The 21,444-nt window shown below is 73.0% G+C and carries 20 protein-coding genes; 7 read left to right on the top strand and 13 right to left on the bottom strand.

The genetic code is table 11. The features are described 5' to 3' along the window. Nucleotides 1-33: 33 nt before the first annotated feature. The 5 genes from ACIWVC_RS00185 to ACIWVC_RS00165 form a co-directional block, all read right to left on the bottom strand. A complete protein-coding gene (locus tag ACIWVC_RS00185; protein ID WP_396445401.1) occupies nucleotides 34-399 on the bottom strand; it encodes a hypothetical protein in 366 nt (121 codons plus the stop codon). Between the two features lie 81 nt (nucleotides 400-480). Continuing rightward, the gene (locus ACIWVC_RS00180; protein ID WP_396445402.1) at nucleotides 481-1,830 is read right to left on the bottom strand and encodes an FAD-dependent oxidoreductase; all 1,350 of its coding nucleotides are present in this window, start codon (nucleotides 1,828-1,830) and stop codon (nucleotides 481-483) included. A gap of 102 nt (nucleotides 1,831-1,932) precedes the next feature. Continuing rightward, nucleotides 1,933-3,417, bottom strand: a complete 1,485-nt coding sequence (locus ACIWVC_RS00175) for an amino acid permease (protein WP_396445403.1) — start codon at nucleotides 3,415-3,417, stop codon at nucleotides 1,933-1,935. Between the two features lie 217 nt (nucleotides 3,418-3,634). Next, a complete protein-coding gene (locus tag ACIWVC_RS00170) occupies nucleotides 3,635-5,722 on the bottom strand; it encodes a 3-hydroxyacyl-CoA dehydrogenase NAD-binding domain-containing protein (RefSeq protein ID WP_396445404.1) in 2,088 nt (695 codons plus the stop codon). 106 nt (nucleotides 5,723-5,828) lie between these two features. Further along, nucleotides 5,829-7,031 carry a thiolase family protein gene (locus ACIWVC_RS00165; protein WP_396445405.1) on the bottom strand — a complete coding sequence of 401 codons (1,203 nt, stop codon included), beginning with the start codon at nucleotides 7,029-7,031 and terminating at the stop codon, nucleotides 5,829-5,831. A 196-nt stretch (nucleotides 7,032-7,227) separates the two neighbouring features. Between ACIWVC_RS00165 and ACIWVC_RS00160 the strand changes: the two genes are divergently transcribed. Then, nucleotides 7,228-9,018 (top strand): AMP-binding protein, encoded by a 1,791-nt coding sequence (locus ACIWVC_RS00160; protein WP_396445406.1) that lies wholly within the window; start codon nucleotides 7,228-7,230, stop codon nucleotides 9,016-9,018. Here the strand turns inward: ACIWVC_RS00160 and ACIWVC_RS00155 are convergent. The 3 genes from ACIWVC_RS00155 to ACIWVC_RS00145 form a co-directional block, all read right to left on the bottom strand. Continuing rightward, entirely contained in the window at nucleotides 8,933-10,138 is a 1,206-nt protein-coding gene (locus ACIWVC_RS00155) for a sensor histidine kinase (RefSeq protein WP_396445407.1), read from the bottom strand. The two genes, ACIWVC_RS00160 and ACIWVC_RS00155, sit on opposite strands and share 86 nt — an antisense overlap. After that, nucleotides 10,135-10,797: a response regulator transcription factor gene (locus tag ACIWVC_RS00150; RefSeq protein ID WP_396445408.1), complete on the bottom strand. Its 663-nt coding sequence runs from the start codon at nucleotides 10,795-10,797 to the stop codon at nucleotides 10,135-10,137. Before ACIWVC_RS00150 ends, ACIWVC_RS00155 begins: the two co-directional genes overlap by 4 nt. 302 nt (nucleotides 10,798-11,099) lie before the next feature. After that, nucleotides 11,100-11,714, bottom strand: coding sequence for a TMEM175 family protein (locus ACIWVC_RS00145; protein ID WP_396445409.1), 615 nt, complete (start codon nucleotides 11,712-11,714; stop codon nucleotides 11,100-11,102). A 299-nt stretch (nucleotides 11,715-12,013) separates the two neighbouring features. Here ACIWVC_RS00145 and ACIWVC_RS00140 point away from each other — a divergent pair, with 299 nt between their 5' ends. The 5 genes from ACIWVC_RS00140 (at nucleotide 12,014) to ACIWVC_RS00120 (ending at nucleotide 15,715) form a co-directional block, all read left to right on the top strand. Next, the gene (locus ACIWVC_RS00140) at nucleotides 12,014-12,346 is read left to right on the top strand and encodes a hypothetical protein (RefSeq protein WP_396445410.1); all 333 of its coding nucleotides are present in this window, start codon (nucleotides 12,014-12,016) and stop codon (nucleotides 12,344-12,346) included. After that, nucleotides 12,343-13,386: a peptidoglycan-binding protein gene (locus ACIWVC_RS00135; RefSeq protein ID WP_396445411.1), complete on the top strand. Its 1,044-nt coding sequence runs from the start codon at nucleotides 12,343-12,345 to the stop codon at nucleotides 13,384-13,386. Before ACIWVC_RS00140 ends, ACIWVC_RS00135 begins: the two co-directional genes overlap by 4 nt. Then, nucleotides 13,383-14,087 carry an ABC transporter ATP-binding protein gene (locus ACIWVC_RS00130; protein ID WP_396445412.1) on the top strand — a complete coding sequence of 235 codons (705 nt, stop codon included), beginning with the start codon at nucleotides 13,383-13,385 and terminating at the stop codon, nucleotides 14,085-14,087. The genes ACIWVC_RS00135 and ACIWVC_RS00130 overlap by 4 nt, the downstream gene beginning before the upstream one ends. Then, a complete protein-coding gene (locus tag ACIWVC_RS00125; RefSeq protein WP_396445413.1) occupies nucleotides 14,084-15,271 on the top strand; it encodes an ABC transporter permease in 1,188 nt (395 codons plus the stop codon). The genes ACIWVC_RS00130 and ACIWVC_RS00125 overlap by 4 nt, the downstream gene beginning before the upstream one ends. 81 nt (nucleotides 15,272-15,352) lie before the next feature. Next, the gene (locus ACIWVC_RS00120; protein WP_396445414.1) at nucleotides 15,353-15,715 is read left to right on the top strand and encodes a hypothetical protein; all 363 of its coding nucleotides are present in this window, start codon (nucleotides 15,353-15,355) and stop codon (nucleotides 15,713-15,715) included. Between the two features lie 9 nt (nucleotides 15,716-15,724). On the opposite strand, the gene efeU is transcribed toward ACIWVC_RS00120, so the two are convergent. From efeU to ACIWVC_RS00100, 4 genes are all read right to left on the bottom strand, one after another. After that, entirely contained in the window at nucleotides 15,725-16,588 is an 864-nt protein-coding gene (gene efeU, locus ACIWVC_RS00115; protein WP_396445415.1) for an iron uptake transporter permease EfeU, read from the bottom strand. Between the two features lie 113 nt (nucleotides 16,589-16,701). Further along, on the bottom strand, nucleotides 16,702-17,901 hold the full coding sequence (locus tag ACIWVC_RS00110; protein WP_396445453.1) for an HRDC domain-containing protein: 1,200 nt from the start codon (nucleotides 17,899-17,901) through the stop codon (nucleotides 16,702-16,704). A gap of 214 nt (nucleotides 17,902-18,115) precedes the next feature. Then, complete coding sequence (locus ACIWVC_RS00105; protein ID WP_396445416.1) at nucleotides 18,116-18,682, bottom strand: DUF3000 domain-containing protein; 567 nt, start codon at nucleotides 18,680-18,682, stop codon at nucleotides 18,116-18,118. Between the two features lie 139 nt (nucleotides 18,683-18,821). Continuing rightward, on the bottom strand, nucleotides 18,822-19,040 hold the full coding sequence (locus ACIWVC_RS00100) for a hypothetical protein (RefSeq protein ID WP_396445417.1): 219 nt from the start codon (nucleotides 19,038-19,040) through the stop codon (nucleotides 18,822-18,824). A 225-nt stretch (nucleotides 19,041-19,265) separates the two neighbouring features. Between ACIWVC_RS00100 and hemE the strand changes: the two genes are divergently transcribed. After that, on the top strand, nucleotides 19,266-20,282 hold the full coding sequence (hemE, locus tag ACIWVC_RS00095) for a uroporphyrinogen decarboxylase (protein ID WP_396445454.1): 1,017 nt from the start codon (nucleotides 19,266-19,268) through the stop codon (nucleotides 20,280-20,282). A 9-nt stretch (nucleotides 20,283-20,291) separates the two neighbouring features. On the opposite strand, the gene ACIWVC_RS00090 is transcribed toward hemE, so the two are convergent. Next, nucleotides 20,292-21,293 (bottom strand): DUF4349 domain-containing protein, encoded by a 1,002-nt coding sequence (locus ACIWVC_RS00090; RefSeq protein ID WP_396445418.1) that lies wholly within the window; start codon nucleotides 21,291-21,293, stop codon nucleotides 20,292-20,294. Between the last annotated feature and the right edge of the window lie 151 nt (nucleotides 21,294-21,444).

Below are 21,444 nucleotides of genomic sequence, written 5' to 3'. Positions count from 1 at the left end.
CCCCGGCCGGGGAGGCCCGGCCGGGGCCGGCGGCTAGACGCCGTCGGCGGACAGCAGGCGCCAGGAGTGGGTGATGGACGCGGCGGACGTGCCGAGTTCACGTCCGGAGTACGTCCATTGCCCGCGCAGGCGCCAGGGGCGCCCGGCGCCGTCCTGGACGAAGACCTGCAGCGGGAAGCAGGCGTCGTGCGCGCGGATGACGCCCGCCGGGTCGACCGAGGGGGCGAGCCGGGGCCGGCCCTCGCACCGCACGCCCATGACGGACGTGCGCGGGTCCTGGCGCAGGAGCCCCTGCGTCAGGTCGTACACGAGTACGGACACGTAGTCGGGGCCCAGCCACCTGAGGTCGGGGACCGTCTCGGGTGGCGGGAACCCGTACAGTTCTGGACCACCGGTCACACGCGCACCGTAGCGCCCGGGTCACATGTCCGTCACTACCTTGCGGCCGGGCAATTCGCGTGAAGGTGAATTACAGGGGCGTCACTCGGCGCCGCGGCAGGCGGCCGTCATCGCCTCCCAGCGGGCCAGCTTGACCCGCTCGCCGCGGTCGAGGCTGCGCGCGAGGGCGATCTCGGCGGCGTCGAGCCTCAGCCAGTCCGCGTAGGTGACGACGGGCAGCCCGCGCGCCTCCAGCAGCTCCTCGATGGTGCGCTTCGGCGACGCGTCGGTGCCGGCGGCGTCCTCCAGGAGGTTGCGGACGGTCTCGGCCGCGTCGGACTTGTTGGTGCCGACGACGCCGGACGGGCCGCGCTTGATCCACCCGGCGACGTACTCGCGGGGGACGGGCGCGCCGTCCGGGCCGAGGATCCGGCCGCCCTCGTTGGGGACGACGTAGGAGCGCTCGTCGAACGGGACGCCGTCCAGCGGCACGCTCTGGTAGCCGACCGACCGCAGCACCATGCCGACGGGCAGCGTCTCGAACTCGCCGGTGCCGACGACGCGGCCCGACTCGTCCAGCCGCGTCCTCTCCAGCTTCAGGCCCTCGACCCGGCCGGTGCCGAGGATCTCGGCGGGCGCCCGCCAGAACCGCACGTCGATGTGCCGGGCCCGGCCGGGGGCCGGCTCGCCCGTCCAGCCGTTGAGGACCTTGACGTTGCCGCCGGTCTTGCGGTCGCTCGCGGCCAGCTCGGCGCTCGCCGGGTCGAGCTGCATGTCCTCGGGGCGGACGTGGATGCTGGCGTTGGGCAGCTCGCCCAGCTCGCGGGCCTCCTTGGTGGTGAACTTCGCCTGCGCGGGGCCGCGCCGCCCGATCATGTGGATGCGCTTGACCCTGCTGCGCGACAGCGCCTCGATGACCTGCTCGGGGACGTCGGTGTCGCGCAGCTCGCCCGCCGACTTGGCGAGGATGCGGACGACGTCCACGGCGACGTTGCCGACGCCGACCACCGCGACCTCCTCCACGGACAGGTCGAACTCGTGGTCGGCGGCGTCGGGGTGCCCGCAGTACCAGTTCACGAAGTCGGTGGCGGCGATGCTGCCGGGCAGCTCCTCGCCGGGGATCCGCATGTGCCGGTCGACCATCGCGCCGGTGGCGTAGATGACGGCGTCGTAGCAGTCGAGCAGGTCGGCGCGGGTGATGTCGCGGCCCAGCTCGACGCAGCCGAAGAACCGGACGGCGGGGTTCTCCAGGACCTTCTGCAGGTACCGGGCGATCGACTTGATGGACGTGTGGTCGGGCGCGACGCCGTAGCGGACCAGCCCGTACGGCGAGGGCAGCCTGTCGAACACGTCCACCCGGACGTCGCCGCCGGTCTGCTTGACGAGGGCCTCGGCGGCGTAGATCCCCGCCGGGCCGGAACCGATCACCGCGACGAGCACTGGAGAAGCCATGCGGGCCATTGTGCCCACCCGCCGCGCAAAAGGACACAGTGACGCCCGTCACGAGATCGGGTCGCCCCGGAGCCGTCCCGGGAGCCGTCCCACGGGGCGGAGTCAGGACTTGATGGACGCCGGTTCCGCGCGGCCCACCCGGCTGTGCCGGTACCCGTAGAACCCGTAGACGACGATGCCGATCACCATCCAGGCGAGGAACCGCAGCCACGTGTCCACCGGCAGGTTGATCATCACGAACAGGCAGCCGAGCACCGACAGGACCGGGACGGCCGGGACCCACGGCGTGCGGAACGCGCGGGGCAGGTCCGGGCGGGTGCGGCGCAGCACCATCACGGCGATCGAGACGACGAGGAACGCGAACAGGGTGCCGATGTTGACCAGCTCGGCCAGCTTGGCGAGCGGGATGAACCCGGCGAGCACGGCGACCACGGTCCCCATCAGGATCGTCGAGCGGTAAGGGGTGCCGAACCGCGGGTGGACGGCCGACAGCCAGGGCGGCATGAGGCCGTCCCGGCCCATCGCGAAGAAGATGCGGCTCTGCCCGAGCAGCAGGATCAGCACGACGCTGGTGAGGCCGATGACGGCGCCGACGTCGATGAAGGTGGCGAACACCGGGTGCCCGGCGGCCTTGAACGCGTCGGCGAGCGGCGCCTCGGTGCTCAGCTTCGTGTAGTTCTGCATCCCGGCGACGACGGTGGACACGGCGGCGTACAGGACCGCGGTGATGACGAGCGACCCGATGAGCCCGATGGGCACGTCCCGCTGCGGCCGGCGGGCCTCCTCGGCGGCGGTGGCGACGATGTCGAAGCCGATGTAGGCGAAGAACACGATCGCGATGGCGGCGAAGATGCCGAGCCAGCCGAAGTTGGCCGGGGTGAAGCCGAACAGCTCCTGCATCAGCGGCGCGGTGAGGCCGCTGCCCTCGGGCGCCGGCTTCGACGGCGGGATGAAGGGCTCGTAGTTGGCGGCCTTGACGAAGAACAGCCCGGCGAAGATGACCAGCAGCACGATCGACACCTTGATCGCGACGACCACGGCGTTCACCCGGGAGGAGATCTTGACGCCGAGGACGAGCAGCGCGGTCACCACGACCACGAGGGCGATGGCGGGGACGTTCACCGTGCCGCCCTCGCCCGGCGGCGCGGCGAGCGACTCGGGGATGGTGACGCCGATGTCGTCCAGCAGCGAGGCGAAGTAGCCGGACCAGCCGACCGACACCACGGCCGCGCCGAGCGCCATCTCCAGGATGAGGTCCCAGCCGATGATCCAGGCGGGGAACTCCCCGATGGTGGCGTAGGAGAAGGTGTAGGCGGAGCCCGCGACCGGGACGGTGGAGGCGAACTCGGCGTAGCAGAGCGCCGCGAGCCCGCACACGACCGCGGCGAGGATGAACGACAGCGCGACCGCGGGTCCGGCCTTGTCCCGGGCGACCTGCCCGGTGAGCACGAAGATGCCGGTCCCGATGATCACTCCGACGCCGAACACGGTGAGGTCCAGCGCGGACAGGGCGCGCCGGAGCCGGTGCGCGGGCTCCTCGGTGTCGCGGATCGACTGCTCCACCGATTTCGTGCGCAGCAGGTTCATCCTCGCCGCCCCTCCGCGTCCCTCGTGCCCGTCCCGGCGGTGTGCTCGGCTGTCTGCCGTATGCCCAGATGAGCGCGGCTTATGATCAGCGGGGCCGGATGAGCGCCTGTGACGTGCGGGAATGCCGGAGAAGTGGCGTTCCGAATGCGGCTCGGAACGCCACTTCTCCGGGGAGCGGCGGAGGCCGTGTCAGGCGGGCCGTGTCAGGCGGGCCGTGTCAGGCGGGCAGGGAGGCGACCCCCGGCTCCAGGAAGCGGCGGCCGGTCACCTTCTCGGCGATGCCCGACCTGTCCAGGTACGGGGTGATGCCGCCCAGGTGGAACGGCCAGCCGGCGCCGAGGATCATGCAGAGGTCGATGTCCTCCGGCGCCGCGACGACCCCCTCGTCCAGCATGATGCGGATCTCCTCGGCGAGCGCGGCGAGCGCCCGGTCGAGGACCTGCTCCTCGGTCGACGGGCTCGTCCCGCCCGCGAAGATCTCCACGACCTCGGGGTCGAGGGAGAAGTCCGGCAGATACACGCCGGGCTTGCCGGCCGCGACCATCTTCGCGAGGTTGTCCGACAGCGGGAACCGGTCCGGGAACGCGGCGTGCAGGGTCTCGTTGACGTGCAGCGCGATCGCCGGGCCGACCAGGCCCATCAGGACGAACGGCGGCATCGGCAGGCCGAGCGGCGCGGCGGCCCGCTCCGCGACCTCGATCGGGGTGCCCTCGTCGACCGTCTTGACGATCTCGGCGAGCAGGCGCAGCAGGACGCGGTTGACCACGAACGCCGGGGCGTCCTTGACCAGCACGCACGACTTCTTCAGCGCCTTGCCGGTCGCGAACGCGGTGGCGAGCGCGGCGTCGTCGGTCCGCCCGCCGCGGACGACCTCCAGCAGCGGCAGCACCGCGACCGGGTTGAAGAAGTGGAAGCCGACGACCCGCTCCGGGTGCTTCAGCTTCGACGCCATCTCGGTGACGGAGAGGGACGAGGTGTTGGTCGCGAGGACGCACTCGGCCGAGACGTACTCCTCGACCTCGGCGAACACCTTCTGCTTGACCGCCATCTCCTCGAACACGGCCTCGATGACGAAGTCGGCGTCGGCGAACGCGTCCTTCGTCAGCGAGCCGGAGATGAGCGACTTGAGGCGGTTCGCCGCGTCGGGGGAGAGGCGCCCCTTGCCGAGCAGCTTGTCGATCTCGCCGTGCGCGTAGCCGACGCCCTTGTCCAGGCGCTCCTGGTCGAGGTCGGTCAGCACGACCGGGACCTCCAGGCGGCGCGCGAACAGCAGCGCGAGCTGCGAGGCCATCAGGCCCGCGCCGACGACGCCGACCTTGGTGACCTTGCGGGCGAGCGCCTTGTCCGGCGCCCCGGCGGGGCGCTTCGCCCGCTTCTGGGTGAGGTCGAACGCGTAGAGGCCGGCCCGCAGCTCGTCGCTCATGATGAGGGAGCACAGCGCTTCGTCTTCGGCGGCGAAGCCCTCGTCGCGGGTGCGGTCCTTGGCGGCGGCGACGAGGTCCAACGCGCGGGTGTAGGACGGGGCGGCGCCGTGGAGCTTGCCGTCGACGTTCCAGCGGGCCGCCGCGACCGCGTCGTCCCACGCCTTGCCCTTGTCGACCTCGGGCCGGGTGACGGTGATGTCGCCGTTGAGGACGCGGGCCGTCCAGGCGAGCGACTCCTCCAGGAAGTCGGCCGAGTCGAAGATCGCGTCGGCGATCCCCAGCTCGTACGCCTGCCCGCCCTTCAGCATCCGGTTCTGGGCGAGGGGGTTCTCGATGATGACCTTGAGCGCGTTCTCCGCGCCGATGAGGTTCGGCAGCAGATACGTCCCGCCCCAGCCGGGAACCAGCCCGAGGAACGTCTCGGGCAGCGCGAACGCCGGGACGCCGGACGAGATCGTCCGGTACGTGCAGTGCAGGCCGATCTCGACGCCGCCGCCCATCGCCGCGCCGTTGTAGTAGGCGAACGACGGGACGTCCAGCTCGCCGAGCCGCCGGAACACGTCGTGGCCCAGCTTGCCGATGGCCCGCGCGTCGTCCCGGTTCGTGATGAGCGGGACGCCCTTGAGGTCGGCGCCGACCGCGAAGATGAACGGCTTGCCGGTGACGCCGACGGCCGCGATGTCGTCGCGTCCCGCGATGGTGTCGATGGCGGCGTCCAGCTCGGCGAGGCCGTTGGGGCCGAAGGTGTTGGGCTTGGTGTGGTCGAATCCGTTGTCGAGCGTGATGAGCGCGAGCGTGCCCGCGCCGTAGGGGAGCGTCACGTCGCGCACGTGCGCGTGTGTGACGACCTCGTCGCCGAATACCTCTCGAAGTCTGCTCACTGTGTCCTCCCCCCGGGGGCGGTCCCCCGGACCCCCCGAACGACTCCGTCGCTCACTGCGTCCTCCCCGGGGGCGGTCCCCCGGACCCCCCGAACGACTCCGTCGCTCACTGTGCATCCCCCCAGTTGACGTTCTCCCAGAGGACGGTTCCGCCCATGCCCATCCCTACACACATCGTGGTCAGCCCGTAACGCACGTCGGTGCGCTCCTCGAACAGGCGGGCGAGCTGGTTCATCAGCCGGACGCCGGACGAGGCGAGCGGGTGGCCGAGCGCGATCGCGCCGCCCCACGGGTTCACCCGCGGGTCGTCGTCGGCGATCTTGAAGTGCTCCAGGAACGCCAGCACCTGCACGGCGAACGCCTCGTTGATCTCGATGAGGCCGATGTCGTCCATGGTCAGCGCGTTGCGGGCGAGGAGCTTCTCGGTGGCGGGCACGGGCCCGACGCCCATGACCTCCGGCTCCACCCCGGCGAACGAGAAGTCGATCAGCCGCATCTTCGGCGCGAGGCCGAGCTCGCGGGCGACGTCCTCGGCCGCCAGCAGGCAGGCCGTGGCGCCGTCGTTCAGGCCGGCGGCGTTCCCGGCGGTGACGTTGCCGTGCACGCGGAACGGGGTCTTCAGCCCGGCCAGGTCGTCCATCGTGGTGCCGGGGCGCGGCGGCTCGTCCTCGGTGGCGAGCCCCCACCCCTTCTCCGCGGAGCGGATCGCGGTGGGGACGAGGTCCGGCTGGATCTTCCCGGCGGCGTAGGCGGCGGCGACCTTCTGCTGGCTGCGCACGGCGTAGGCGTCCGCGCGCTCCTTGGTGATGCCGGGGAAGCGGTCGTGCAGGTTCTCCGCGGTCGCCCCCATGACCAGGGCGGACGGGTCGACCAGCCGGTCGGCGAGGAACCGCGGGTTCGGGTCGACGCCCTCGCCCATCGGGTGCCGCCCCATGTGCTCGACGCCGCCCGCGATGACGACGTCGTAGGAGCCGAACGAGATGCCGGCGCCGGACGTGGTCACGGCGGTCATCGCGCCCGCGCACATCCGGTCGATCGCGTAGCCGGGGACGCTCTTCGGCAGCCCGGCCAGCACGGCGGCGGACCGCCCGATGGTCAGGCCCTGGTCGCCGGTCTGCGTGGTGGCGGCGATGGCGACCTCGTCCACCCGCTCGGGCGGGAGGGACGGGTTGCGGCGCATCAGCTCGCGGATCGCGCGGACGACCATGTCGTCGGCGCGGGTCTGCGCGTACAGGCCCTTCGGGCCGGCCTTGCCGAACGGCGTGCGGACGCCGTCGACGAACACGACGTCGCGTGCGGTGCGAGGCACGGGATCGTCCTCCCTGCGGTGGGCTCGGTGGGTCGTCGAGCCTCGTGCCGCCCCTGCCTTCGACGGCGGCACGAGTGCCCGCGACAGCGATGCTACTCGCTGGTAACCCTTAATACTACTCGTCAGTAACCACTGACGCCGCGACGCTCTTGTTCGCTTTATGACGGGTGAGTAACGTGGCGGGGGAGGAGGCACGGTGACGCACGCGAGGCCCGCGTACCGGCCGGGGATGCGCCGGCGGATCGGGCATATCCGCGATCTCACCGCGCTCCTGCTGCGCACCGGCCTGCTGTTCGGCGGCGGCCCGCGCCGCATCTTCCGGCAGCTCGGCACGCTGCGGCGCTGGGGCACCACGCTCGCCGGGCTCGTCGCCGCGGGCGCCGCGCGCTCCCCGTCCCGTCCCGCGCTCATCGACGACGAGGGCGCGCTCACGTTCGCGGAGCTGGACGAGCAGGCCGCGCGCCTCGCCGCCGGGCTGCCCCTGCGGGGCCCCCGCCCCCGCGTCGGCGTCCTGTGCCGCAACCACCGCGGCATGGCCCTGACGCTCGTCGCCTGCTCCCGGCGCGGCGCGGAGGTCGTGCTGCTCAACACCGGTTTCGGAGCGGGCCAGACCCGCGCCGTCCTCAGCGAGCTGCGGCCCGCGCTCATCGTCGCCGACGCCGAGTTCGCGCCGCTCCTGGCGAACGTGCCGATCGCGCTGCGCCGGAACGTGCTGTGGGCCGACCGCCGCCCGGACGCCGGGATGCCGCTCGCCGCGCCCGTCCCGCTCGCCGCGCTGCCGCCCGCGCCGCGGCCCGACGTGGACGCGCTGCCCCGCCCCGCCGCCGGGTCGGGCCCCAGCATCGACGAGATCATCTCCTCGGCGCCCGCGTCCGCCGCCGAGGCCGGCCCGCCGCAGATCCAGAGCCGCACGATCATGCTCAGCTCCGGGACCACCGGACGCCCCAAGGGCGCCCGCCGCCCGCCCCGGCCGGGCCTGTGGCCGCTCGCCTCGATGACCTCCCGGATCCCGCTGCGCGCCCGGCAGACCATGATCGTCGACGCGCCGCTGTTCCACACCTGGGGGTACGCCGCGCTGCAGATGGCGTGGGCGATGCGGGCGCCGGTCGTGCTGCACCGCCGGTTCGACCCCGAGCAGACGCTGCGGTCCATCGCGTCCCACCGCGACACCGCCGTGTTCGCCGTCCCGGTCATGTGCCAGCGGATCCTGGAGCTGCCGCAGGACGTCCGCGACCGCTACGACACGTCCTCGCTGCGGATCTTCGCGCTGAGCGGCGCCGCGCTGCCCGGCGACCTCGCGACCCGGTTCATGGACGCGTTCGGCGACCGGCTCTACAACGTCTACGGGTCCACGGAGGCGTCGTGGGTGTCCATCGCCACCCCGCACGACCTGCGGCTCGACCCGCGCACCGCCGGGCGCCCGCCGCGCAACACCGCGCTGGCGATCGTGGACGCCGACGGCCGCCGGGTGGGCCGCTCCACCCGCGGGCAGATCTTCGCCGCGAACGAGCTGCTGTTCGAGGGCTACACGGGCGGCGAGCCGATGGAGGTGCGCGACGGGCTGCTCGCGACCGGCGACCTCGGCCACATCGACCACCGCGGCCTGCTGTTCGTCGACGGGCGCAGTGACGGGATGGTGGTGTCCGGCGGCGAGAACATCCTCCCCAAGGACGTGGAGGACGCGCTGCTGAAGCTGCCCGAGATCCTGGAGGCCGCGGTCACCGGGGTGCCCGACGACGAATGGGGGCAGCGGCTCGCCGCCTACATCGTCCTGCGGCCCGGCGCGCGGCTGGACGCCGACGCCGTCCGCGCGTACGTGCACGCGCAGGTCGCCCGGTTCGCGGTGCCGCGCGACGTGCACTTCATCGCCGAGCTGCCGCGCAACGCGACCGGCAAGGTCGTCACCCGCTGGCTCGGCGCGCGCCCAGGCCGGCCGCTACCGGAGGGTCATGTGGCGTGGCCGCGTCCGCGGGCAGCCGGACGGTGATCGACAGGCCGCCGTCGGGGCGCGGCAGCGTCTCGATCGTGCCGCCGTGCGCGTCCACCACCGCCCGGACGATCGACAGGCCGAGGCCCGCGCCTTCCTTCGACCCCGTCCGGTCGGCGCGCAGCCGCCGGAACGGCTCGAAGATCGCCGCGACCTCGTAGGCCGGGACGGGCCGCCCGGTGTTGACGACCTGCAGGAACGCCTCGCCGTCCGCGACCCCGGTGCGGACCCACACCCGCCCGTCCCGCACGTTGTACTTCACCGCGTTCTCCAGCAGGTTCACCGCGCACCGCTCGAGCAGCACCGGATCGCCGGTCACGACCGCGGGCGCGAGCTGCGCCTCCACGTCGACCGCCGCGTCGTCCAGCTGGTCGAGCGCGCTGCGGACCACCTCCGGCAGCGGGGTCGGCGCCCGCGTGCCGAGGTCCCGCTCGGACTTCGCGAGCAGCAGCAGCCCCTCGATGAGCCGCTCGTGCCTGGCGGTGTTGCCGAGCAGGACGTCCGCGAGAGCCTTCGTCTCCGGCGGGTTCTTCCGGCTCGCCAGCGCGACCTCCAGCACCGTCCGGTTGATGGTCAGCGGCGTGCGCAGCTCATGCGAGGCGTTCGCGACGAACCGCCGCTGCGCGTCGAACGCCCTGTTCAGCCGGTCGAGCATCCGGTCGAACGTGTCGGCCAGGTCCTTGATCTCGTCCTGCGGGCCGTCCAGCGCGATCCGCTCGTGCATGTTGCTCTCCGACAGCCGCCGCGCCGTCGCCGTCACCTTGTGCAGCGGCCGCAGCATCCGCCCGGCGACCAGGTACCCGATGACCACCGCCAGGACCCCGATCACGAGCATCGTCACCAGCGAGCTCTGCAGCAGCTGCTCCAGCGCGTCGTGCTTCTGCTGCGCCATCTGCCGGTCGGCGTCCGCCTTCAACGCCATCAGCTGGTTCACGTCGCCGTCGATCGCCATGGCCCGCACCCGCGCGAGCGTCCCCGGGTCGATGTCGCGGGCCGAGAACCGGTTGTCCATCGTCCGGACCGTCAGCAGATAGGTGACCGCGACCAGCACCGCCGAGGTGACGAGGAACAGCGACCCGTAGACCAGCGTCAGCCGCGTCCGGACACTGAGCCTTTTCACCGCGCCTCCAGCCGGTACCCGGAACCCGTCACCGTCTCGATCACCGGCGGCTGCCCGAGCTTCCTCCGCAGCGTCGCCATCGTGACCCGGACGATGTTGCTGAACGGGTCGATGTTCTCGTCCCACGCCCGCTCCAGCAGCCGCTCGGCGCTCACCACCCCGCCCTCGGCCCGCATCAGCTCCTCCAGCACGGCGAACTCCTTCTTCGTCAGCCGCAGCTCCCGCCCGTCCCTGTCGACCTTCCGCCGGTACGGGTCGAGCCGGATCCCCCTGCGCTCCAGCACGGGCGGCACCGCCGTCCCCGACCTCCGCGCCAGCGCCCGCACCCGCGCCACCAGCTCGCTGAACACGAACGGCTTGGGCAGATAGTCATCGGCGCCGAGCGACAACCCGTCGACCCGGTCATCAACGTCGCCGGCCGCGGTGAGCATCAGGATGCGCCCGGGACTCCGCCGCACCACCAGCTCCCGGCACACGTCGTCCCCGTGCACCGTGGGCAGATCCCGGTCGAGGACCACCACGTCGTACTCGTTGTAGGAGGCCAGCTCCAACGCCTCATCGCCGTCATAGGCAACGTCGACGGCCATGGCCTCGTCCCGCAGCCCCTCGGCGATGGTGTCGGCGAGCACCCGCTCGTCCTCAACGACAAGAACACGCATGCCCAGAGCATCCCGCCCCCGGGGTTAAACCCCGATAAGCCCTGGTGCTCGCCGAGGGGGCCGACCGTCGGCGCGCCCCGGTGGGGTCAGTCGACCAACGCGTGGACGGCCTGCGCCAGTGCGGTCCCGGCCTGCTCGACCGCCGGCAGGTGCAAGTCACGGAAGCGCTGCCGCCGGGCTCGGGCGCGACCGTTCCGGTGCCGCGTCCGCCGATGTAGCACCGCGTAGGCGGCCCGGCCGCGCGCACACCCTGGCAGCCCCCGAACGGGCGGTGCGGCGGAGGGTTTCGGTTCAGGCGGAGGTCAGAGCCCGACCAGGGGCCAGAACCTGGTCACGGGCCGCTCCAGGAACAGCAGCAGCAGAACGAAATAGGAGACCGCGGGGATGGCGGCGGCCACGGCGAGGGCCGCGGCGAGCAGGGCCGCGGCCGACAGGCCGCCGCGCACGGCCTCGATGTCCGGCGGATCGGACTCCGACGCGACCTCCCGGTCGCGGTAGGAGATCACGCTCACCATGCTCTGGCAGGTGCTCGCGGCGAGGATGTTCCCGATGTAGAACATCAGGGTGAAACGGTCGTCACCGGGATAGGCCCCGACGAGTTCGGTGGAGAACGGCAGGATCACGATGGCCAGCAGCCATCCCGCGTTCCACATCATCAGCGCCCGCGTGTAGCCGCGGATGTGCTGGAACACCTGGTGGTGCACGAACCACAGCCGGAGGATGACGGCGAAGCTGAGCAGGAAGCTCCAGACCTGCGCCTGATGCCCGGTGATCACCTCGGTCGACCGCCCGTGCTCGCCGACCACCTCCGGCACCACGTCCACCAGCGGCAGGATCAGCAGCGTCACCGCGATCGCCACCACCGCGTCGGTGAACAGGACCAGCCGATCCGGATCCCGCGTGACCACTCGCGACATGCCTCGTGATCTTACTCTCCGTAACCGCCCCTGCTGGACTACATGGCTAATGCGGGTTTAACCCCGGGGCCGGTCTCATGGCTTCCGCCTGGGCGAGGTGCCTTGGCGGAGAGGACGCGATGAGGAAACCGTGGGTTGCCGGGGTGGCCCTGGCGCTGGTCTTGGGGCTTTCGGCTTGTGGGAGCGACGACGGCGGGGGCGGGGTCGCCTCCGCCGGTGGGACGGCGAAGGCTTCTGCGTCGGCCTCGCCTACGGCGTCGCTTTCGGCGGAGGACGCGCAGCTCAAGTTCGCTCAGTGCATGCGGGAGAACGGGGTCGACCTCCCCGACCCCGGGAGCGGGGATCGGAGTGCGCTGCGCCTCGGGAAGAGCACCGACCGGACGAAACTGCAGGGCGCGCTGAAGAACTGCAAGCAGTGGCTGCAGGCGGGCGGGAGGTTGCCCGATCTGAAGGACCCGAAGGTGCGCGACCAGTTCGTGAAGTTCGCGCAGTGCATGCGCGAGCACGGGGTGGACATCCCCGATCCCGGGCCGGACGGGCAGTTCAAGCTGCCGACCGGGGGCATCGACCGGGGCGCGCTGAAGAAGGCGCGCGAGGCGTGCAAGGCGGACCTGCCGGGGGTCGGGCGGTGAGGCGTGTCGTTGTCGCCGGCGGAGTCGCCGTCGCCGTGGTCGCCGGCGGTGGCGGTGCGTTGGCCTGGACGATGGACGGGAGCGAGCCCGAAAGCGTCCATGAGGCGAGGCTCGGCACCGCCGTGGTGACCCGGGGCGATCTCGTGGACACCGAGACGGTGGACGGGAAGCTCACCTACGGCGATGTGCGCGAGGTGTGGACGGGCGCGTCGGGCGTGGTGACGTGGGCGCCGGAGAAGGGAGCGGTCGTCAAGCGGGGCGGGACGCTGCTCAAGGTGGCGGGCAAGCCCGTCACGCTGATGTACGGCGGCAGCCCCATGTACCGGACGCTGCGGGAGGGCACGTCGGGCAAGGACGTCCGGCAGCTCGAAGAGAACCTGCGGGCGCTCGGGTACGGCGGGATGACCGTGGACGACGAGTTCACCGCCGCGACCGGGGCGGCCGTCAAGGAGTGGCAGGACGACCGGGGGCTGGCGGAGACCGGGGCCGTCGACTCCGGCCAGGTCGTCTTCCTGAGCGGGGCCGTGCGGGTGCGGGAGGTCAAGGCGCCCGAGGGGAGGCGGGTCGGCCAGGGGCAGGCCGCTCTCACCGTGGCCGGGACGAAACGGGTCGTGCACGTCGATCTGGACGCCGACAAGCAGGACCTCGCCGAGGAGGGCGCCGGGGTCTCGGTGCAGCTGCCCGGCGGCAAGTCCGTCAAGGGGAAGATCACCGAGGTCGGCAGCGTCGCCGAGAGCACCGGGTCCGGGCAGGACAAGAAGACCACCATCGGCGTCGACATCTCGATCGGCGACGCGAAGACGGGACGGCTGGACGAGGCTCCCGTCAGCGTCGAGCTGGAGAGCGAGCGGAAGAAGGACGTCCTGTCGGTGCCGGTCGAGGCGCTGCTGGCGTTGAGGGAGGGCGGCTTCGGGGTCGAGGTCGTCGATACCGGAAGGCGGATCGTGCCCGTGCAGGTCGGGACGTTCGGCGGGGGCCGGGTCGAGGTCAGCGGGAGCGGCCTGAGCGAGGGCATGAAGGTCGGGGTGCCCGCCCAATGAGCACGCTGGACGTGGGTGGGAACATCGTCGAGCTCGCCGGGGTCACCAAGGAGTACACGGGCGTCGCGGCGCTCAAGGGCGTCGACCTGGTGATCGCGCCGGGGGAGATGGTCGCGATCGTCGGGCCGTCCGGTTCGGGGAAGTCGACGATGCTGCACATGATCGGGACGCTCGACCGCCCGACCGGGGGCAGCGTGCGGGTCGCCGGGCACGAGGTCGGCGTGCTCGGCGACCGGGAGCTGTCGGCGCTGCGGGCGCGGCACATCGGGTTCGTGTTCCAGCAGTTCCACCTGGCGGCGGGGGTGAGCGCGCTCGACAACGTCGCCGACGGGCTGCTGTACGGCGGCGCCCGGCTGCGGGAGCGGCGGGAGCGGGCGCGCGCCGCGCTCGACCGCGTCGGGCTCGGGCACCGCACCGGGCACCGGCCGCACCAGCTTTCCGGCGGCGAGCAGCAGCGGGTCGCGGTCGCGCGGGCCGTGGTGGGCGAGCCGGACCTGCTGCTCGCCGACGAGCCCACGGGCAACCTCGACTCGGCGGCCGGCGCGGAGGTGCTGGCCCTGCTGGACGAGCTGAACCGCGCCGGCACCACCGTCGCGATCATCACGCACGATGCGGAGGTGGCCGGCCGGGCGCCGCGCCGGGTCCGGGTCAGGGACGGGCTGATCGTCGCCGACGAGCGGGCGGAGGTGGGCAGCCGATGAAGGCGGCGCTCGCGCCCGCGCGGCTGGGGCCGGACGACGTGCTGCGCGTCGGCCTCGGAGGGCTCCGGGCACGCCCCGCCAGGGTCGTGCTGTCCGCGCTCGGCATCGCGATCGGGATCGCCACGATGGTCGCGGTCATCGGGATCTCCTCGTCCAGCAAGGAGGATCTGCTGCGGCGGCTCGACCGGCTCGGCACCAACCTGCTGACCGCGAAGCCCGGCGACACCCTGTTCGGGGAGAAGGCGGAGCTGCCCGAGACGGCGCCGGAGATGGTGCGCCGCATCGGGCCGGTCACCGCGGTCGGCGCGACGGGGGCGGTGGACGCGACCGTCCGCCGGACCGACAAGATCCCCGAGGAGGTCACGCAGGGCATCGCCGTGCAGGCCGCCACGACGGACCTGTTCGGCACGCTCGGCGTGGAGACGGCGAGCGGGAGCTCGCTCAACGTGGGCACGGCCCGCTATCCCGGGGTCGTGCTCGGCTCCGAGGCCGCGAAGCGGCTGGGCGTCCGCGAGGGCCGGGTGTGGATCGGCGGCCGGTGGTTCACGGTCCTGGGCGTCCTGCGGCCCGCCGAGCTGGCCCCGGAGATCGACCGCTCCGCCCTCGTCGGCTGGGACGCGGCCCGCCGCTACCTGGGGTTCGACGGGCATCCGACGACGATCTACGAGCGGTCGGCGGACGCGTCGGTGAACGACGTCCGGGACGTCCTCGCGCGGACGGTCAGCCCCGAGCATCCCGAGGAGGTCGAGGTCAGCCGCCCCTCGGACGCGCTGGAGGCCAAGGCCGCCGCCGCGGGCGCGTTCACCGGGCTGCTGCTCGGGCTCGGTGCGGTCGCGCTGCTGGTCGGCGGGGTCGGCGTCGCCAACACGATGGTGATCTCGGTGCTGGAGCGGCGCCGGGAGATCGGGCTGCGCCGCTCGCTCGGCGCGACCCGCGGCCAGGTGCGCGTCCAGTTCCTCGCCGAGTCGCTGCTGCTGTCGGGGTTCGGCGGCGCGGCCGGCGTCCTGCTCGGCACGGCCGTCACCGCCGGGTTCGCGCTGTGGAAGGGGTGGCCGCCCGTCGTGCCGGTGTGGGCGCTCGGCGGCGCGCTCGCCGCGACGCTGGCGATCGGGACGGCCGCCGGGCTGTATCCGGCGGTGCGCGCCGCGAGGCTGCCGCCGACGGAGGCGCTGGCGTCGGCCTGACACTGGTCACGTTCGCCCGGGGCGGTGCATGATTGTGGAAGGCAGCTGTGTTCCGCCCCCGGGGGAGGTGCCTCGACCGCCATGCCGGTGCCACGCCCGCTACGCGAGCGCTGCAGGGAGTTCCTCGGAATCGACGGGGAGATCCGCTACATCTTCCCTGCGATGGCCTACGGCGGCGGCGCGGGCTTCGTCTTCGTCGTCACCGACGACCAGGTAGCCGTGATCTCCACCGGCTCGCTGCGCAGCAGCAACCCGAAGACGATCTGGGGCAGCTACCCGCGCGGCACCCGGATCGGGCCGGTGGAGACGGGCGCCGGCGCGTCGTTCGAGTTCGCCGGCGCCGTGTTCGAGGTGGACGACGAGTACGTCCCGGTCGTCAACGCCGCCGACGCCGAGATCTTCGCCCGCGACAGCCTCCCCAGGGACCCGCTCCCCGACCTCTGAGGGCCGGGGTCAGGACGTGGCGGCCGGCTCCGTGGCCTTGGCGGGGGCGGGCTTGGGCGCCGACGGGGTGCGCAGGAACAGGAACATCACCGGCACCAGGTACGCCGCCCACATGACCAGCTGCAGCCACGTGATCTGCGGTGTGACGTTCAGCACGCCCTGGAACACCGTCTGCATCCAGTCGCCCGCGCTGCCGAACTTGGCGAAGAACGTGTGCGGCTCCAGCGCGACGGCGTTCAGGCCCGGGAAGACCTCGGCCTCCTGCAGGTCGTGGAAGCCGTAACCGAACACGCCCGCGGCGACGACGATGAGCGCGGCGCCCGTCCAGGTGAAGAACCGCTTCAGGTTGATCTTGAGGCCGCCGCGGTAGAGCAGGTAGCCGAGCACGACGGCGACGGCGAGCCCGAGGAACGCGCCGATGATCGGCTGGGTGGAGCCGCCGGAGGAGTTGGAGATGTTCGTCCACAGGAACAGCGCGGTCTCCAGGCCCTCCCGCCCGACGGCGAGGAACGCGACCGCGGCGAGGGCGAGCGGCCCGACGTTCAGCGCGCCCTCCAGCTTGCCCTCCAGCTCCGCCTTCATGAACCGGGCGGTCCTGCGCATCCAGAAGACCATCCAGGTGACCAGCCCCACCGCGATGATCGACAGGACGCCGCCGAACAGCTCCTGCGTCTTGAACTGCATCTCCGAGGACGCGGCGCTCAGCGCGACGCCGAACGCGAACGCCAGCGCGACGGCGACGGCGACCCCCGTCCAGACGGGGAGCAGGGCCCGGCGGTTGCCGGTCTTCACCAGGTACGCGATCAGGATGCTCACGACCAGGGCGGCCTCGAGCCCCTCACGTAGTCCGATGAGGAAGTTGCCCAGTAGCATCGCCGTACTCCTCCGGATCGCACAGATGTCAGGCCGAGCTTTGCAGGCAGAGCCTTTTAGGCAAAGCTAACCTAACCAAGTGTGCGCCCGGCACCCGACCCCGGCAAGAGGGCTCAGACCTCTCCTTTGCTTTCGAGGCGCAGGAACGCCTTGGCGAGCGGCTGGGCGGTCAGCTCGACCTGCCACCTGCGGGCGCCGAGCTCGCGCAGGGCGGCGCCGATCGCGGACGGCGACGACTCTTCGGGCGGCGTCCAGGCGAGGCGGCGGACGTAGTCGGGCTGCACCAGGTTCTCCGACGGCATCGAGTGCTCGTCGGCGAGCGCCGCGATGACGGCGCGGGCCGCGGTGAGCCGCTTGGCGGCCTCCGGGTCGCGGTCGGCCCAGCGGTGCGCGGGCGGCGGGCCGTCGCCGGGCAGGTTCGACTCCGGCAGCGCCCGCTCGGACAGGTCGCGGGCGCGGGCGACGGCGCGCAGCCACGCCGACTGGTGCCGCCGGGCGCCGCGCCCCCGCATGGTGGGCAGGGCCTGCAGCTCGGCGGGCGTCTTCGGGGACTTCTGCGCCAGCTCTATGATCGCGGCGTCCTGCAGCACCCGGCCGGGGGACAGGTCGCGCTCGCGCGCTATCCGGTCGCGGGCCGTCCACACCTCGCGGACGGCGGCGAGCGCCCGCCGGTTGCGCACCCGGTGGATGCCGGACGTGCGGCGCCACGGGTCGGGCCGCGGCGGCTTCGGCGGCGTGGCCAGTATCGCGGCGAACTCCTCCAGCGCCCACTCCAGCTTGCCCGCCGTCTCCAGCTCCTCCTGCAGGGCGTCGCGCAGCTCGACGAGGAGCTCGACGTCCAGCGCGGCGTAGCGGAGCCAGTCTTCGGGGAGGGGGCGCGTGGACCAGTCGGCCGCCGAGTAGCCCTTCTCCAGCACGAACCCCAGCACGTTCTCGACCATGGAGCCGAGCCCGACCCGCGGGTAGCCGAGCAGCCGCCCCGCCAGCTCGGTGTCGAACAGCCGGCGCGGGACGAGCCCGACCTCGGCCAGGCACGGGAGGTCCTGGTTGGCGGCGTGCAGCACCATCTCGGCGTCGGCGAGCGCGGCGTCCAGCCCGGACAGGTCGGGGCAGGCGATCGGGTCGATCAGCGCGGTGCCGGCGCCCTCGCGGCGCAGCTGGATCAGGTAGGCGCGCTGCCCGTACCGGTAGCCGGAGGCCCGCTCGGCGTCCACCGCGACGGGGCCGGTGCCGGCCGCGAACGCCGCGATGACGCGGTCGAGCCCGGCGGCCGTGGCGACGACGGGGGGGACGCCCTCGCGCGGCTCCAGCAGCGGGACGGCCGGGGGGCCGGTATCGGCCTTCGCGTCGTCCGGGCCCGTCCCCTGCTGATCGGGAACGGCCCCTGTTCGTTCGACGGCCGTCTCCTCCGCACCGGTCTCCCCTTTGGGGCCGGTGGCGCGCGTTTCGGACACTCCCACTGTTTCCGTGTTCTCCCCCGCCGCCTCGGTCTCGGACGCTGTGCTCACGCCACCTACCGTACGTCGTTCAGCCGCCACCGCCGCCCGGCGGATCCGGCAGCGACGCGACGCCGGACGGCGGCAGCCCGGCCGTGGTGCACATCACCTCGCACCAGGCCGCGACGTGGCCGGCGAGGTCGTCCCCGGTCGGCGACCAGGAGGCGCGCAGCTCCAGCTCGGTGGTGGACGGCTCGTCGCGCTTGTCGCCGAAGCTCTCCGACACCGCCCGGGTGACCGTCCCGGACACGTTCGCGTACCCGGCGGGCTCCAGCGCCTCCAGCAGCCAGTCCCAGGCGACGGAGCCGATCAGCTCGTCGGCGGCGATGTCGGGCTCCAGGTCGGCGCGGATGTAGGCGACGATGCGGAACCCGTTCGTCCAGCCGGACCTGCCCTCCGGGTCGCACAGCACGATGAGGCGCCCGGCGGCGACCTCGGTGTCGTCGTCGCGGTAGACGGTGCCGGACATCGCCGCCGCGTACGGCGCGAGGCGCTGCGGGGCGGGCATGTCCTCCAGGTCGAGCTCCGGCCGGAGGGCGGGCCCTTCGAGGAACGAGCGCAGCGTGTCGACGGCCCGCTGGAAGGCAGGTGGGTTCATGGGCGGACCGGCCTGGTCGCGGGTGAGCGGCCGGGAGCCGGGGGCCGGCTCGGGGCGGTGCCGCCGGGACGGGGCGGCGGGGGGACGCGGAGGGGAGACGGGCACGGCACAGCTGGTTTCGTCTCGGGGGCCGGGCCGGTCAGGCCACGGCCCGCTCGGCGGCGGCGCGGCGGGGCGCCCGGACGGTCTGCGGGCCGGTCGGGCCGGTCGCGCGGGCCGGGGCGGTCACCGGCGGCAGGCCGACGAGGACCGCGGCGCCGCACTCGACGCAGGCCCGCTCGGGACACTCCGCACCGTGCCCGTCGGGACACGGCGGCTGCTCGAACTCACGTTCATCACCGCAGGTGGAGCAGTACAAGGGGGACCTCCCTCGGCTATGACACGCATCACGTTCGCACGCGCCGGTGACAGAATGCGGGACTTCGCTCGGCGTGTCCGGAAGTTCGTTTCGCCTCAGCCGCCACTCCGGTGCCTTCTCACCTGCGTTTCATGGGACCATCGCAACGTGACCGCTGACGCTGCCCGTCCGAACGACGACTCTGTGAACACGCCCGCTGGGGACGCGCTCGCCGAGAGCCCCTTCCTGCTGGCCTGCCGGCGGCGGCCGGTGCCGCACACGCCGGTGTGGTTCATGCGCCAGGCCGGCCGCTCGCTGCCGGAGTACCTGCGGGTCCGCGAGGGCGTCCCGATGCTGGAGTCGTGCACCCGCCCCGACATGATCGTGGAGATCACGATGCAGCCGGTGCGCCGGTACGCGGTGGACGCGGCGATCTTCTTCAGCGACATCATGGTTCCGCTGAAGGCCATCGGCGTCGACCTCGACATCAAGCCGGGCGTCGGGCCGGTGATCGCCGACCCGATCCGGTCGGCGGGCGACCTCGCCGCGCTGCGGCCCCCCGTCCCCGACGACGTCCCGTACGTGACCGAGGCCGTCCGGGGGCTGGTCGGCGAGCTGGGCGCGACGCCGCTGATCGGCTTCGCGGGCGGCCCGTTCACGCTCGCCTCGTACCTGATCGAGGGCGGCCCGTCCAAGAACCACGAGCGCACCAAGGCCATGATGTACGGCGAGCCGGAGCTGTGGGCGAGCCTCATGGACCGCCTCGCCGACCTCACGATCGCGTTCCTGAAGGTGCAGGTCGCGGCCGGGGCGAGCGCCGTGCAGGTGTTCGACTCCTGGGTGGGCGCGGTCGCCGCGCAGGACTACCGCGAGTCGGTGCTGCCGCACACGCGCCGCATCTTCGCCGCGATCGAGCCGCTCGGCGTGCCGCGCATCCACTTCGGCGTCGGGACGGGCGAGCTGCTCGGCCCGATGGGCGAGGCCGGGGCCGACGTCGTCGGCGTCGACTGGCGGGTGCCGCTGGACGAGGCCGTCAGCCGGGTCGAGCCGGGCAAGGCCCTGCAGGGCAACCTCGACCCCGCGATCCTGTTCGCCCCGTGGGAGATCGTCGAGCGCCGCGCCCGCGACGTGCTGGCCCGGGGCCGCACCGCCGAGGGCCACATCTTCAACCTGGGACACGGCGTCCTGCCGTCCACCGACCCCGACGTGCTGGCCCGCCTCGCGGACCTCGTCCACGAGGCGAGCAGCGGGCGGGACGGCTAGGCGGGACGGCTAGGCGGGCGGCTGCCGCGGCGGTGCCGTGCCCGCCGCGGCCTTCTCCGGCTCCGGTCCGGGCGCCGGCTCGGAACGGCCGCCGAACCGGCCGCGGATGCGGCGCCGGAAGGCGAGCAGCGGCCAGCCGAGCGCGGCGGCGAGGACGAGGAACGGCAGCAGCCAGCCGAGCACGGTGGCGACGCCGCCGATGAACGCGGTGAACGCGTGCCAGCCGTCCTGGAGGCCGCCGATGAACCCGCCGCGCTCGTCGTCCTTCTCGGGCGCCGCGGCCTCGGCCACCAGCGTCACGGTCACCGTCGCGTACCGGGTGCGGTGCTTCAGCGAGTTCTGCCGCGCCTGCAGCGCCTCAAGGTCGGCCTCGCGCCGGGCGATCTCCTGCTCGACCTGGATGACCTCGCCGACGGAGTCCGCGCGGCCGAGGAGCTTGCGGAACGACTCCAGCGTGGCCTTCGCCGACCGCACGCGGGCGTCGACGTCGGCGACCTCGCCGGTGACGTCCTCGGCCTCCTGGGAGAGGGAGATCTTGGTGCCGAGCCGCGTGCTCAGCTGGTCCAGCACGTCGGTGTAGCGGTCGGCGGGGATCTTCAGGGTGATCTGCGAGCGGGCCGGGTCGCTCGAACTCGACTCCTGCTCGACGTAGCCGCCGGCCGAGGCCGTCATCTGCTTGGCCTTGGCGGCGGCGTCCTCGACGTCCCCCGCCTGGACCCGCAGCCGCGCGGTGTGGACGACCTCGCGCCCGGTCGGCAGCGGCGCCTGCGGCTTCTGCGCGGTCTTCCCGCCGGCCGCGTTCCCGCCGGCCGCGTTCCCGTCGGCGGCGTTCCCGTCGGCGGCGCCCCCCGCCGGGGCCGCCTCGTTCCGGGTCGCCGCCGGAGCGGGGCCGATTCCCCGGTCGGCGGCCTCGGACGAGCCGGACGAGCGGTCGCCGCCGCCGCACGCGGCCAGGACCCCGGCCAGCAGCAGGACGACCAGCGCACATGTGACGTTCCTGACGTTCCGCATGCGGCTTGGACGGGGTGACGCGGGTCACCGTTCCGCGCGGCGAATCACGAAAGGGCCACGATGCCCGCGGCGACGCGGCCAGCGGGCCGTGGCGCGGGGCCGTGGCGCGGCCGCGCCGGTCACGGCCCGCCCCCGCTGCGGGCCGTGACCG

The organism is Actinomadura sp. (genome assembly GCF_044508335.1).
Classification (GTDB): domain Bacteria; phylum Actinomycetota; class Actinomycetes; order Streptosporangiales; family Streptosporangiaceae; genus Spirillospora.
The sequence above is the reverse complement of the archived record's forward strand: the minus strand, read 5'-3'. Positions and strand labels throughout refer to the sequence as shown.

What these genes read in the sequence shown, in the direction of transcription:
- ACIWVC_RS00180 (WP_396445402.1), bottom strand. Translation starts at nt 1,830, where the DNA reads ATGGCTTCTCCAGTGCTCGTCGCGGTGATCGGTTCCGGCCCGGCGGGG.
- ACIWVC_RS00175 (WP_396445403.1), bottom strand. Translation starts at nt 3,417, where the DNA reads ATGAACCTGCTGCGCACGAAATCGGTGGAGCAGTCGATCCGCGACACC.
- ACIWVC_RS00150 (WP_396445408.1), bottom strand. Translation starts at nt 10,797, where the DNA reads ATGCGTGTTCTTGTCGTTGAGGACGAGCGGGTGCTCGCCGACACCATC.
- ACIWVC_RS00145 (WP_396445409.1), bottom strand. Translation starts at nt 11,714, where the DNA reads ATGTCGCGAGTGGTCACGCGGGATCCGGATCGGCTGGTCCTGTTCACC.
- ACIWVC_RS00140 (WP_396445410.1), top strand. Translation starts at nt 12,014, where the DNA reads ATGCGGGAGAACGGGGTCGACCTCCCCGACCCCGGGAGCGGGGATCGG.
- ACIWVC_RS00130 (WP_396445412.1), top strand. Translation starts at nt 13,383, where the DNA reads ATGAGCACGCTGGACGTGGGTGGGAACATCGTCGAGCTCGCCGGGGTC.
- ACIWVC_RS00125 (WP_396445413.1), top strand. Translation starts at nt 14,084, where the DNA reads ATGAAGGCGGCGCTCGCGCCCGCGCGGCTGGGGCCGGACGACGTGCTG.
- ACIWVC_RS00120 (WP_396445414.1), top strand. Translation starts at nt 15,353, where the DNA reads ATGCCGGTGCCACGCCCGCTACGCGAGCGCTGCAGGGAGTTCCTCGGA.
- efeU (WP_396445415.1), bottom strand. Translation starts at nt 16,588, where the DNA reads ATGCTACTGGGCAACTTCCTCATCGGACTACGTGAGGGGCTCGAGGCC.
- ACIWVC_RS00105 (WP_396445416.1), bottom strand. Translation starts at nt 18,682, where the DNA reads ATGAACCCACCTGCCTTCCAGCGGGCCGTCGACACGCTGCGCTCGTTC.
- ACIWVC_RS00090 (WP_396445418.1), bottom strand. Translation starts at nt 21,293, where the DNA reads ATGCGGAACGTCAGGAACGTCACATGTGCGCTGGTCGTCCTGCTGCTG.